Origin of the sequence: Streptomyces sp. NBC_01723 (genome assembly GCF_036246005.1) — a bacterium.
In the GTDB taxonomy this organism is placed as follows: domain Bacteria; phylum Actinomycetota; class Actinomycetes; order Streptomycetales; family Streptomycetaceae; genus Streptomyces.
In genome coordinates this window covers 3,636,919-3,649,453 of sequence record NZ_CP109171.1, presented here as the reverse complement: position 1 = coordinate 3,649,453, position 12,535 = coordinate 3,636,919, and the positions used below count along the sequence as shown (strand labels likewise).

At 74.9% G+C, this 12,535-nt stretch carries 12 protein-coding genes; 5 read left to right on the top strand and 7 right to left on the bottom strand.

Features of this window, described 5'->3' with window-relative positions; all coding sequences use genetic code 11:
• The first annotated feature begins 40 nt into the window (after nt 1-40).
• The gene (locus OIE75_RS16695; protein WP_329471358.1) at nt 41-730 is read left to right on the top strand and encodes a copper homeostasis protein CutC; all 690 of its coding nucleotides are present in this window, start codon (nt 41-43) and stop codon (nt 728-730) included.
• Nucleotides 731-838: 108 nt separating this feature from the next.
• On the opposite strand, the gene OIE75_RS16690 is transcribed toward OIE75_RS16695, so the two are convergent.
• The gene (locus tag OIE75_RS16690) at nt 839-2,914 is read right to left on the bottom strand and encodes a HelD family protein (protein ID WP_329471357.1); all 2,076 of its coding nucleotides are present in this window, start codon (nt 2,912-2,914) and stop codon (nt 839-841) included.
• A 299-nt stretch (nt 2,915-3,213) separates the two neighbouring features.
• Between OIE75_RS16690 and OIE75_RS16685 the strand changes: the two genes are divergently transcribed.
• Complete coding sequence (locus OIE75_RS16685) at nt 3,214-3,399, top strand: hypothetical protein (RefSeq protein WP_163016220.1); 186 nt, start codon at nt 3,214-3,216, stop codon at nt 3,397-3,399.
• A gap of 13 nt (nt 3,400-3,412) precedes the next feature.
• Here OIE75_RS16685 and OIE75_RS16680 read toward each other — a convergent pair whose 3' ends face one another.
• The 3 genes from OIE75_RS16680 to OIE75_RS16670 form a co-directional block, all read right to left on the bottom strand.
• Complete coding sequence (locus OIE75_RS16680) at nt 3,413-5,059, bottom strand: DNA repair helicase XPB (RefSeq protein WP_307013252.1); 1,647 nt, start codon at nt 5,057-5,059, stop codon at nt 3,413-3,415.
• An 84-nt stretch (nt 5,060-5,143) separates the two neighbouring features.
• Nucleotides 5,144-5,359, bottom strand: a complete 216-nt coding sequence (locus tag OIE75_RS16675) for a hypothetical protein (RefSeq protein ID WP_307013251.1) — start codon at nt 5,357-5,359, stop codon at nt 5,144-5,146.
• A gap of 400 nt (nt 5,360-5,759) precedes the next feature.
• Complete coding sequence (locus OIE75_RS16670) at nt 5,760-8,312, bottom strand: helicase-associated domain-containing protein (protein WP_329471356.1); 2,553 nt, start codon at nt 8,310-8,312, stop codon at nt 5,760-5,762.
• A 137-nt stretch (nt 8,313-8,449) separates the two neighbouring features.
• Between OIE75_RS16670 and OIE75_RS16665 the strand changes: the two genes are divergently transcribed.
• On the top strand, nt 8,450-9,445 hold the full coding sequence (locus OIE75_RS16665) for a hypothetical protein (RefSeq protein ID WP_307013247.1): 996 nt from the start codon (nt 8,450-8,452) through the stop codon (nt 9,443-9,445).
• A 77-nt stretch (nt 9,446-9,522) separates the two neighbouring features.
• Nucleotides 9,523-10,179: an HAD family hydrolase gene (locus tag OIE75_RS16660; RefSeq protein ID WP_307013245.1), complete on the top strand. Its 657-nt coding sequence runs from the start codon at nt 9,523-9,525 to the stop codon at nt 10,177-10,179.
• Here the strand turns inward: OIE75_RS16660 and OIE75_RS16655 are convergent.
• A complete protein-coding gene (locus OIE75_RS16655) occupies nt 10,134-10,406 on the bottom strand; it encodes a hypothetical protein (protein WP_307013243.1) in 273 nt (90 codons plus the stop codon). The genes OIE75_RS16660 and OIE75_RS16655 overlap by 46 nt on opposite strands.
• A gap of 174 nt (nt 10,407-10,580) precedes the next feature.
• Here OIE75_RS16655 and OIE75_RS16650 point away from each other — a divergent pair, with 174 nt between their 5' ends.
• Complete coding sequence (locus OIE75_RS16650; protein WP_053132946.1) at nt 10,581-10,964, top strand: cold-shock protein; 384 nt, start codon at nt 10,581-10,583, stop codon at nt 10,962-10,964.
• A gap of 13 nt (nt 10,965-10,977) precedes the next feature.
• Here the strand turns inward: OIE75_RS16650 and OIE75_RS16645 are convergent, their stop codons facing one another.
• On the bottom strand, nt 10,978-11,844 hold the full coding sequence (locus OIE75_RS16645; protein WP_373462972.1) for a 1,4-dihydroxy-6-naphthoate synthase: 867 nt from the start codon (nt 11,842-11,844) through the stop codon (nt 10,978-10,980).
• Complete coding sequence (locus tag OIE75_RS16640; protein ID WP_443078365.1) at nt 11,816-12,499, bottom strand: futalosine hydrolase; 684 nt, start codon at nt 12,497-12,499, stop codon at nt 11,816-11,818. The genes OIE75_RS16645 and OIE75_RS16640 overlap by 29 nt, the downstream gene beginning before the upstream one ends.
• Nucleotides 12,500-12,535: the final 36 nt, after the last annotated feature.

Sequence of the window (12,535 nt, the reverse complement as noted above, 5' to 3'; positions counted from 1 at the left end):
GATTGGACTAGACCTGTAGCAGGCCGACGAATGGGGTCCCATGAGCAAGCGTGCAGTCCTGGAGGTGATCGCCCTCGACGTCGAGGACGCGGTCGCCGCCCAGGCCGGAGGCGCGGATCGCCTCGAACTGGTCACCGACATGGCGGCCGACGGACTCACCCCGTCGGCCGAGACCGTCGCCGCGATCCGGGCCGCCGTCGACATCGACCTGCGGGTGATGCTGCGCCTCGCGGACGGGTTCGCCGCCGGGGACGTCGAACGGCTGACGCGGCTGGCCGGCCGGATGCGGGAGGCCGGGGCGACGGAGTTCGTCCTCGGGTTCCTCGACCCGGACGGGGACGTGGACCTCCACGCGGTGGAGCGGATCGCGGGCGTGCTGCACGGGTGCCGGTGGACCTTCCACCGGGCGATCGACCGCGCCGCGAACCGCGACGCCCTGCGCAAGCAGCTCGGGGACTTCCCGGGGCTGGACACCTACCTCACGGCCGGCGCGGCCGGCGGCGTGGACGAGGGCATGACCGTCCTGCTCGCCGAGGCACGGCGCCGGGGCGAGCCGGGCTACGAGCAGCAGCTCCTCGTCGGCGGCGGCCTGCGCCTCGAGCACGTGCCGGGGCTGCTGGCGGCGGGGATCGACGCGTTCCACATCGGCGGTGCGGCGAGGCCCTCCGGGTGGGAGGGGCCGGTGTCGGCGGAGGCGGTCGCGGAGTGGCGGCGGGTGCTGGGGGATTGATCTCCCCCCAGCTGCGGGCAGTCGTGCCGCTGGGGCGGCACCCGTCCCAAGGAGAGCGGCACCCCGCCCACGCGGGCGAGTGACACCCACGCCACCGGTGCCCCGTAGCTACGAGGCCAACTGCGGCGGCAGCTCCGTCGCGTGGGTCACGATCAGCCCCGACACCGCACGCGTCAGCGCCACGTACAGCCGCCGCAGCCCCGTCCGCTCGTCCGGCTCCCCGTCCACCACCGCCCGCGGTTCGTCCAGCACCACGTAGTCGTACTCCAGGCCCTTGGCCAGCGAGGCCGGCACCAGGGTCAGCCGCGTGGCGTGCGTGGTCTCCTCGCCCGGCCCGACGTACCCGACGCCCGCCGCGTCGAGCGCCGCCGCCAGCTCCGGCACCCGCGCGTCCGCCGCGATCAGGCCGACGGAGCCCTCGCGGGAGAGCAGCTCACCGCAGGCCGCCAGTACTCCGGCCGTCCCCGCGGGCGTCGTACGGATGTCGAAGAAGCCCGGGTTCTCGCGGATCGACGCGACCGGCGTCAGGCCCGGCGCGATGTGCGGCAGCAGCCGGGAGGCGTACGCGATGACGTCCGTCGGCACGCGGAAACCGGCCGTCAGCTCCTCCACCACGGCCTCGCCCTTGCCCAGGTGCCCCAGCGCCTCGGCCCAGCTCCGCGTCGCCCACGGCGTGGTGCCCTGCGCCAGGTCGCCGAGGACGGTCGCCGAGCCGGTGGTGCAGCGCCGGCCCACCGCGCGGTACTGCATCGGGGAGAGGTCCTGCGCCTCGTCGAGGACCACGTGCCCGAGCGAGTGGGTGCGCTCGACCAGGTCGGTCGCCTCGTCGATCAGCACGGCGTCCGCGGGCGACCACGTGGCGGACTTCACCGAACGGGCCGGCTTCACCCACAGCACCGCCTTCTGCTCGTCCTCGGAGAGCACCCCCGCGGCGTGCTCGGCGAGGAAGTCCGCGTCGGAGAGGAGCCGCAGGACCAGCTTGGCGGGGTCGACCGGCGGCCAGATCTCCTTCACCGCGGCCTTCACCGCCGTGTTGCGCGCCACCGCGTTCTGCACCCGGTCGTCCGGCGCCTCGCCCGCCCGCTCCATCTGCACCAGCACGAGGTGCGCGATGCGCTGCGGCAGCGCCTCGCGGGCGGCGCCGTAGCGGATGTCGCGGGCGAGCAGCTCACGGACGATCTCCTCCAGCTCGTACGCCGCCACCCGCCAGCGCCGCGAGCCGCGCACCACGACGATCCCCTCGGCGGGCGGGGAGACGTGCGCGTAGAGGGCCCGGCGCAGCACCTCCGCCATCCGCGCGTCGCCCTTGACCACCGCCGTCGCCGCCTCGTCCGCACCGCGCACCTCGACGTGACCGACCAGGTCCTCGACGGTGGCCTGGCGGACCGTCAGCTCGCCGAGGGCCGGGAGGACCTGCTCGATGTAGTGCAGGAAGGACCGGTTCGGCCCGATCACCAGCGTGCCGGTGCGGGCCAGGCGCTCGCGGTGGGCGTACAGGAGGTAGGCGACCCGGTGCAGGCCGACGGCGGTCTTGCCGGTGCCGGGGCCGCCCTGCACGCAGACCGAGCCGGTGAGCCCGGCGCGCACGATCTCGTCCTGCTCGGGCTGGATCGTCGCGACGATGTCCCGCATCGGCCCGACGCGCGGCCGCTCGATCTCCTGCTGGAGCAGCCTGCTGGTGGTCGCCGCCTCGGCCGGGTCGGACAGGTGCTCGTCCTCGTACGCCGTGAGGTCCCCGCCGGTGTAGCCGAAGCGGCGGCGCAGCGAGACGTCCAGCGGGTCGTTCTTCGACGCCCGGTAGAACGGCTGCGAGACCGGCGCCCGCCAGTCGATCACCATCGGGTCGCCGTCCGCGTCGTGCACGTGCCGGCGCCCCACGTGCAGTGTCCGATAAGCGGCCTCCGGCCGCGGGCGCTCACCCTCCGCGCCCTCGGCCCGCTCGGCACCGGGAGCGTGCAGGTAGTCGAGCCGGCCGAAGAACAGCGGGGTCTCGCTGAGGTCGGCCAGCGCCTTGATGCGGTCCTCGATCTGGCGTTCCAGGACCGCGGCGTTGACCCAGTTCGCGGTCACGTCGGAGATGTCGAGGGACTCCACGTCCTCGCGCATGGCGCGCAGGGCGGAGCGCGAGGCGGCCAGGTGGGCGCGCTCGCGGGACAGGGGGTCGTCGTGGACGGGCGTGGACAAGGCGGTGCCTCCGGGTGACCTGCGGTGCGGTGGGCGCGGGCGCGCGCGGGAAGCCGGCCGGTTACCAACCGGACGACGGCACTCCGTGAGGGAGGCGGGCAAGAGCGGAGATTTTAGGGGAGAGGGTGGCGGGCGGGCCAACCCTTTTCCACCCTCTGGTGTCATCCCCCGCTCGACCCCTAGGGGACGGGCCCTCCCACCTGAGGGGCACCCGTCCCTCGGGAGGTGTACGCGGGGGCGGAGCGGGTTCGGTCCGGAGACCGATGCCGGTCGGGGCCGGGCGGTCGCACCATGGAGACATGAGCGCAGCAACCATGTACCCCGCCCCGGCACCGGTCCGTGCGTCCGGTGCCACGCCCGTGGCCGGCAGCCACCGGCACCGGCTCGGCGACGCCGTGCGCGCCGTGCGGGTGTTCGCGGGCGCCGCCTTCGACGTCGTGATCCTCGGCGAGTACGGGGAGGAGGCCGGCGTCCGCCGCCGCTGACACCCCGGACCCGTCAGACCCCCTCGCCGAGCACCTCGTCCGCGTCCATGATCCGGTACGCGTAGCCCTGTTCCGCCAGGAAGCGCTGGCGGTGGGCGGCGAAGTCCTGGTCGAGGGTGTCGCGGGCGACGACCGAGTAGAAGTGCGCCTGATGACCGTCGGCCTTCGGACGCAGCACCCGGCCGAGCCGCTGCGCCTCCTCCTGCCGGGAGCCGAAGGTGCCCGACACCTGGATCGCGACCGTCGCCTCCGGCAGGTCGATCGAGAAGTTCGCGACCTTGGAGACGACGAGCACGCTGATCTCGCCCTGCCGGAAGGAGTCGAAGAGCTTCTCCCGCTGGGCGTTGGACGTCTCGCCCTTGATGACCGGCGCGCCCAGGTGCTCGCCCAGCTCGTCGAGCTGGTCGATGTACTGGCCGATGACGAGGATCTGCTGCCCGGCGAAGCGCCGCACGATCGCCTCCGTCACCTTCCGCTTGGTGTCGGTCGTCGCGCAGAAGCGGTACTTCTCCTCCGTCTCGGCGGTGGCGTACGCCAGCCGCTCGGAGTCGGTGAGGTTGACCCGGACCTCCACGCAGTCGGCGGGCGCGATGTAGCCCTGCGCCTCGATCTCCTTCCACGGCGCGTCGAACCGCTTCGGGCCGATGAGGGAGAAGACGTCGGACTCGCGGCCGTCCTCGCGGACGAGGGTCGCGGTCAGACCGAGCCGCCGCCGGGCCTGGAGATCGGCGGTGAACTTGAAGACCGGCGCCGGCAGCAGGTGCACCTCGTCGTAGAGGATCAGCCCCCAGTCCCGGGAGTCGAACAGCTCCAGGTGCGGGTAGACGCCCTTCCGCCGGGTCGTCAGCACCTGGTACGTGGCGATGGTGACCGGCCGGATCTCCTTCTTCGTGCCGCTGTACTCGCCGATCTCGTCCTCGGTCAGGCTGGTCCGCCGCACCAGCTCGTGCTTCCACTGCCGGGCGGAGACGGTGTTCGTGACGAGGATCAGCGTCGTCGACTTGGCCTGCGCCATCGCACCGGCCCCGACCAGGGTCTTGCCCGCACCGCAGGGCAGGACGACGACACCGCTGCCGCCGTGCCAGAAGTTCTCCACCGCCTGCTTCTGGTACGGGCGCAGTGCCCAGCCGTCCTCCGCCAGCTCGATCGGGTGCGCCTCGCCGTCGACGTACCCGGCGAGGTCCTCGGCGGGCCAGCCGAGCTTGAGCAGCGTCTGCTTGATCTGCCCGCGCTCGGAGGGGTGCACGGCCACCGTGTCGGGGTCGATGCGGGTGCCGACCAGCGGCGCGATCCGCTTCGACTTCAGGACCTCCTCCAGCACCGGCCGGTCGGTCGTCGTCAGGACGAGGCCGTGCGCCGGGTGCTTGGAGAGGGTGAGGCGGCCGTAGCGGTCCATCGTCTCGGCGATGTCGACGAGCAGCGCGTGCGGCACGGGGTAGCGGCTGTACTCGACGAGGGCGTCCACGACCTGCTCGGCGTCGTGGCCGGCCGCCCGCGCGTTCCACAGGCCCAGCGGTGTCACCCGGTAGGTGTGGATGTGCTCGGGCGCCCGCTCCAGCTCGGCGAACGGCGCGATGGCCCGACGGCAGTCACCGGCCCGCTCGTGGTCGACTTCCAGGAGCAGGGTCTTGTCGGACTGGACGATCAGCGGACCATTCACGGGCGGCACCCTTTCGCGTGCGTACGGCCGACAGCGACTCGACGGCTCGGCCAAACGTCCAGTGTGCCTGATCGCGCCGCCGGGCTACTTGAGACCGATGTTGTTGATCAGCGGCCCCTCGATGGTGAGGCCCTCGGTGACCAGCGGCTCCACGCCGGTGGCGGGCAGCGGGAGCGGCAGCGCGGCGGCCTTGGGGGCGAGCGCGCCGAACAGCGCCGCGGCGGTGATCAGGGCGGCCACGGAGACGGCGACGGCGGAACGGGCGGCGGAGCGGAGGGGGTCGGCGGTCTTGGGACGCATGAGGAGCCTTCCGGAGGGAGGGGGAGGGAGCGAGGGGAGGGAGAGGGAGGGAAGGGGATCCGGAGCGGGCCGGGCCCCGGGGGCTGGGAGCCCGGCCCGCCGGAAGGGGGTGTGACGGATCGGCGGGCGGTCAGAGGGTGACGCCTCCACCGAGGTCGATGCCGACCGCGGCGGCCTCGGCGGCGAACGCCGCGATCAGGGTCGCGGTGGAGGCCAGGACGGTGGCGACTCGGCGAACGGCAGTACGCATCGGGTTCTTCCTTTCGGTTTCGGTGCAGGACACCCCGTGGCTGCCCGACCGCCGAAAGGTCGATGCGGTTTATGAAAAAAGCTCCCTCTCAGGTGCGAATCACCCGGCGTGGCGTGCATGAACCGGCGCGTACGCCCGAAAGAGGGCGTGTCACGTCGCGTCGTCGGCCAGTTCCGCCACGCCCGTGACGCGGTGCAGCGGATAGGTGCGCACCTCGTCCGCCGTGTGGTCGTACGCCGTGACGAAGCCGCCCTCCACCCGGATCGGGGCGATCACGCGCTGGCTGGCGGAGCCCTCCGCGTTCACGTAGCCGATCCACAGCGCCTCGCCGGTCAGCACGGCCGCCTGCATGGTCGCGAGCGTCTCGGCGGCGCCCGTGCGGGGCAGCTCGCCGCCCGTCGCACCGCCCTCGCCGTCCCCGGGGCCCGGCTTGCGCGGGGCCGTGGAGGCCAGGTCGCCCGCCCGGACGGCGCGGATCGCGGCCGCCAGCAGGGTGTCGTCGGGCGCCGGCGGACCGTCCGGGACGGGCTCCGGCGCCGCCCGCGGCGGGGTGCGGCGGGCGTCGGCCCGCGCGATCAGCACGTCGCCCGCGGCGGACTCGGCGGCCGGCGCGAACCCCATCGCGCGCAGCCCCTCGAGCAGCGCCGCCGGCTCGGCCTGCGCGGCCAGCACGGTCGGCGCGAGGCGACGCAGGCCCAGGCCGGCGCCCCGCCGGTCGGCGAGGATCTCGTCCAGCGTCGCGTCGTCGTCGCAGCGCACGTACGCCGAGGCCGCGCCCACCCGCAGTCGCCCGTGCCGCCGGGCCACGTCGTCGATCAGGTACGTCAAGGGCTGCGGCACCGGCGTGCGGGAGTGCCGGGCCAGGAAGGTGTGCAGGTCGGCGGCGGTCTGCCCGGCGTCCAGCGCACGGCGCACCGACCCCGGCGTGAACCGGTAGACGGTCGCCCCGCCCTTGGACTCCACGTCCGCGAGCACCCCCAGCAGGTCGGCCAGCTCACGCTCCAGCGGGCCCGGCGCCACCGCCGTGAGGTCGGCCTGGAGCAGCACGTGGTCCAGCGGCTCCGGGAGGAGCGGCGCCAGCAGCCGGGCGGCGGTCGCGGCGGCGGCGGCCCGTTCGCCGGGGGCCGGGGGAGCCGGCGGCGCGGGCGTGCGGTGGTGGACGGGGAGCTTGTCGCCGGGGCCCTCCGGCGCCTTCGCCGGGTGCGGCGGCTCGGGCGCCCCGATCAGCGCCCGCCCCGGCGCGGCCAGCGCGCCGCGGCCGGTGACGCCCAGCAGCTCGGCCTCGGACAGCGTCCACCGGGCGAGCCGGGTCCGCAGGTCGTCCTCCCGCCGGTCCCGCTCGGGGCCGCGCAGGGGGCGCTCCCAGCGCAGCCGGGCCAGCATCGACTCCTCGGTGGGCGAGGCCCCCTCGGGCAGGCCCGCCAGCAGGGCCAGCACCCGGTGCCGTACCTCCGGCGCCGCCGAACGGTCCAGGTTCGGGCCCAGCGCGGAGAGCGTCCGGTCCTTCGCGTCCCGCCCGCCGACCACACCGGGTGTCCGGGTCGCCGTCAGCCACGTCTGCGCCAGGCTCGCCCAGCGCTCGGCGGGCGGCAGCTCCCGCCACTCGTCGTACGCCGGGGTCGGCGCGTACCGCTCGTCGGCCTCGCCGTCGGAGGCGATCAGCCCGGCCGCGTAGGCCAGTTCCAGCCAGAAGGCGGCGACCGGCTCGGGCAGGTCCAGGGCGACGGCCGTGCGCTTCAGGTCGCGCACGCTCAGCCCGCCGGCCCGCAGCACCGTCGGGCCGCCCTCGTCCCACTCCTTCAGCAGCTCGGTCACGGTCGCCAGCGCCGCGAGGGCCTGCCCGGCCGCGGTGGCGTCCACAACCTGTGGACGGTGCGTGGCGGCGGCCTCCACCGCCGGCGGGGCCGGCTCGGGCGCCCGGTGCGCGCGGCCCGCGCGCAGGTGCAGGGCGACCTCGCGGGGCAGGACGACCGTGCCGGGCGCGGTGGGCAGCAGCAGGCCGCGGTCGAGGAGCGCGCGCAGGTGCGCCGCCGGGTCGTGGGTGACCTGACCGTACGGGGGTCCCCACACCAGCCGGGCCAGCACCTCCCGCGACTCCTCGGGCAGCCCGGCCAGGAGGGCCGTCATCCGGCGCCGGTCGGCGAACAGGGCGCCGAGCGCGGTCACCGCGGACACCGAGTCGTGGGTCGAGGGCAGGCCGGCGGTGGTCAGGATCTCCTGGATCCGCCCCGGCGACATCCCGGCGGTCGCCTCCCGCACGGTGGGCCCAAGACCCGTGGGGGACGGGTGCTGCGGGGAGGGCGCCAGCAGCTCACGGGCGGTGCGCACCAGCCGCAGCCGGTCGTCGGCGCCCCACACCAGGGCCTGCTCGCGCAGCAGGGCGACGGCCCGGGGCAGCGCCGCGGCGACGGCCGGGTCCTCGACGTCCCCCGCCATCAGACCGAGCAGCTCGCCGTACGGCGCCGGGTCCGACGCCACGGCCAGCGCCTCCGCCGTCTGGAGCGCGAACCGGTCAAGACGCTCCAGCGCCCGCACGACCGAGGCCCGGGTGCCGGCCCGGGTGGCGAGCTGCGTCAGGTCGGTGGGCACAGGAGTGATGAGGTCGGGACGGCTGCGCAGGAGGGCGGCCAGCGAGACGTCGTCCCGGACACGGAGCGCCTCCGCGAGGGACCGGGGGGCCGCGGACTTCTCCTCGGTGCTCATCCGGCCCACGTTAGCGGGTGGGGGTGACGGCGGGGGGTCGCGTGCGCCGGTGCCGTGCGCGGGGTGTCCGCCGCCCACGGGAGGATTCGGTACCTTCGTGCGACGGGCTACCACAACACACCGCCCCGGAGGGATCCGTGGGGATCGAGAGCGACCAGGTCGTCTACGAGTATCTGAGCCGCGTCGGCGACGTGGCCCAGCAGCGGCAGCTGCCGTCGGCCGCGCGCATGCGGCTGGTCTCCGAGCTGCGCAACGAGATCGACCGGCACCGGGCCAGGACCACCGTGGACAGTCCCGCCGCCGTCCGGCGCATCCTGGACCGGCTCGGCAGCCCCGACGACCTCGTCGACGCGGCGGGCGGCACGAGCGGGGTCCGCCCGGCGCCGGTGCCGCCGCCGACCGCGGTGCCCGAGCAGCGGGACACGGGCCCCCGCAGGGCCGAGCGCCGCAAGGGCCTGCGGCGGAACGCGCCCGAACCCCCGCCCGAACAGCCGGCCGCCTCCCCACCCCATGTGGCGAGCGCGCAGGAGCTGGGAGGCGGCGGCCGCGGTCCGCAGCCGGACTGGTGGCGGGTGGAGGGCGGCGCGTTCGGCGCCATGGGCGACAGCGTGCCCGGGTTCGTCGGCGGGGTGGAGATCCCCGAGCTGCTCAAGCCGCCGCCGAAGCCGGAGGACGAGGCGGAGAAGAAGGACGCCACCGACGCGAAGCCCGCCGTGGTGGAGCAGGTCGTGGAGCCCGCCCCGGCGGGAAGGACGCGGAGGCTGCTTCGCCGGGCCCGGCCCCGGCCCGGCGGCGGCTGGAACAACCCCCTGCTGCTGCTCGCCGCCGCGCTCCTGGTCATCGGCGCCGTCCTCGGCAACCTCGTCGCCCTGGGCCTGGGCTGGCTGATCGCCTACCTGTCACGCCGCCTGACCGCGGCCCAGTCGAAGTGGGCGGTGCTGGGCCTGCCCGGCACGGTCGCCGCCGCCGGTGTGGTCTGGCTGTGGGGCCGCACGGAGGGCCGCTGGGGCGACCCGATCGCCGAGGGCCACATGAACGACGCGATCACCGAGACCTGGCCCTGGGTCCTCCGCGGCGCCGCCGTCGCCACGGCCCTGTACCTGCTCTGGCACTCCCGCCGCCCGCGGGGCTGAGCGGGGCGGCTCGCCGTGGGCCGTCGGCAGGGGAGGGCCCGCCGGGGGTGCCGGGTGGGACCTGCACAATGGGGGCCATGGCCTTCACCACCCGTACCGCCCCCACCGTCGGCTTCGATCTCGACATGACGCTGATCGACTCGCGGCCCGGCATCCGGGCCTGCTACCTGGCGCTGAGTGAGCGGACGGGGACGTACGTCGACGCCGACCTGGCCGTCACGCGGCTGGGGCCGCCGCTCGTGGAGGAGCTGGCCAACTGGTTCCCGGCCGAGGAGATCGCCGCCACCGCCGACCTCTACCGGGAGATGTACCCGTCCTACGCGATCGAGCCGACGCTCGCGCTGCCCGGCGCCCGGGAGGCCGTCGCCGCCGTACGCGCGGCCGGCGGGCGGACGCTCGTCGTCACCGCCAAGTACGAACCCAACGCCAAGCTGCACCTGGCGCACCTCGGCATCGAGCCCGACGCCGTGGTGGGCAACCTGTGGGCCGAGCAGAAGGCCGTCGCGCTGCGCGAGCACGGCGCGGACGTCTACGTCGGCGACCACGTCGGCGACGTCCGCGGAGCCCGGGCCGCGGGCGCCCGCTCCGTGGCGGTGGCCAGCGGCCCGTGCGGTGCCGAGGAACTGCGCGCGGCCGGCGCGGACGTGGTCCTCGCCGACCTGACGGAGTTCCCGGAGTGGCTCGCGGGCTACGGGGACGGCGAGGGCGACGGGGCGGCCGCCGCGCGGGCCTGACGGCGCCCGGCCGCGATCGACTGGAACACCCCCGCCCCGGCGATCAGGAAGCCCACGCCCATCAGCATGCTCAGGCCGAACATGTAGGTGGGGAACGGCGTCGTCCCCAGCAGCAGCGGGGCCACGGTGACCAGAGTGGCCACCGTACCGACGAAGAAGACGATCGCACCGGCGCGGATCAGTCGGTCACCGGGCGCGGCGGAATTCGATTGGGTTTGTTCACGCACTCGACCAGGGTAGTTCCCAGCCCTGGGGAACAACCGAGGGACGTCTTGTCAGTCGCCTGAAGAGCATTAGCCTTGGTACCGGCGGGTCAGGACGACCCGCCCAAGTGCTATCAAGAGCCGTTTCCACGCAGTTATCCGAGCAATTTCCCGACGAGCACGAGGACGAGGACAGACGTGCCTACCGGCAAGGTCAAGTGGTTCAACAGCGAGAAGGGCTTCGGCTTTCTCTCCCGCGACGACGGCGGTGACGTCTTCGTGCACTCCTCGGTCCTCCCCGCCGGAGTCGAGGCGCTGAAGCCCGGCCAGCGCGTGGAGTTCGGCGTCGTCGCCGGGCAGCGCGGCGATCAGGCCCTGTCCCTGACCCTGCTGGACCCGGCCCCGTCCGTCGCGGCCGCGCAGCGCAAGAAGCCCGACGAGCTGGCCTCCATCGTCCAGGACCTGACGACACTCCTGGAGAACATCACCCCGATGCTGGAGCGGGGCCGCTATCCCGAGAAGACGGCCGGCAAGAAGATCGCCGGCCTGCTCCGCGCCGTCGCCGATCAGTTGGACGTCTGACCGGGCCCGCCCGTCAGGGGAACGCCAGCGCGTCCGGGCCGAGGGCCGGCACCAGTCCCTCGGCCGCCGCGCGCGTCAGCAGGCCCCGGATCGCCGCGTAGCCGGCCTCGCCGAGGTCGGCCGTGAACTCGTTGACGTACAGCCCGATGTGCTGGTCGGCGACGGCCGGGTCCATCTCCTGCGCGTGCTCCATGACGTAGGGCCGGGAGGCCTCCGGGTCGTCCCAGGCCGCGCGGACCGAGGCGCGGACCGCGTCGGCCAGCCCGGTCAGGGCCTCCGCGCCCAGCGACCGCCGGGCGATGATCGCGCCGAGCGGGATCGGCAGCCCGGTGGTGTGCTCCCAGTGCTCGCCCATGTCGGCGAGCTTGTGCAGCCCGTAGTTCCGGTACGTGAAGCGCGCCTCGTGGATCACCAGACCCGCGTCGACCTTCCCGTCCCGCACGGCCGGCATGATCTCGTGGAACGGCATGACCACGATCTCACCTACCCCGCCGGGCACCGTGTCCGCCGCCCAGAGGCGGAACAGCAGGTACGCCGTCGACGTCTCGCTGGGCACCGCGACCGTGCGCCCGCGCAGGTCCGCGTCCGCCTCCCGGGTCAGCACCAGCGGCCCGCAGCCCCGGCCGAGGGCGCCGCCGCAGGGCAGCAGGGCGTACTCGTCGAGGACGTACGGCAGCACGGCGTACGACACCTTCAGTACGTCCAACTCGCCGCGTTCGGCCATGCCGTTCGTGATGTCGATGTCCGCGAACGTCACGTCGAGGGCGGGCGCGCCCGGCACCCGGCCGTGGGCGAGGGCGTCGAAGACGAAGGTGTCGTTCGGGCAGGGCGAGTACGCGATCCGCAAGGGCTCAGCGGTCAGGTCGGTCGTGTGCGTCATGTGGGTTCCAACTCCTGAGGACGGGTGCGAGCTTCCCGAAGGCGTCCGTCAGCGCCGCGAGGGCCTCGCCGATGCGCCAGGCGGCGCGGTCGCGCGGGCCGACCGGGTTGGAGACGGCGCGCAGTTCCAGTACCGGCACCCCGTGCGCGGCGGCGGCCTCGGCGACGCCGAAGCCCTCCATCGCCTCGGCCAGCGCGTCCGGGTGGCGGGCGCGCAGCAGCGCGGCGCGTTCGGCGGTGCCGGTGACGGTGGACCCGGTCAGGACGGTGCCGGGGCGGGCGCCGGTCGCGGCGGCGGTGGCGCGCACCAGGGCGGGCGGCGGGTGGTGGGTGACGGTGCCGAAGCCGAGGTCGGTGACCGGCAGGAAGCCGTCGGCGGTCTCGGCGCCCAGGTCGGCGGCCGTGATCGCGTCGGCGACGACGAGCGAGCCGACCGGCGCGTGGGGCGGGAAGCCGCCGCCGATGCCGGCCGAGACGACCAGGCCGTAGGGGGCGCCGTCGAGCGCCGCGGCGGTCAGGGCGGCGGCGGTGGAGGCGGCGGCGAGGGCGGGGCCGACCCCGGCGGCCAGCAGGTCCGGGCCGCCGTCCGGGAGGCGGTGCAGGGCCACCCCGGGACGGGACAGCTCGGCGGCCGGCGCCGGGAACGCCCGTGCCACCGCGTCCCGTTCGGCGGGGACGGCGGTGGCTACGAG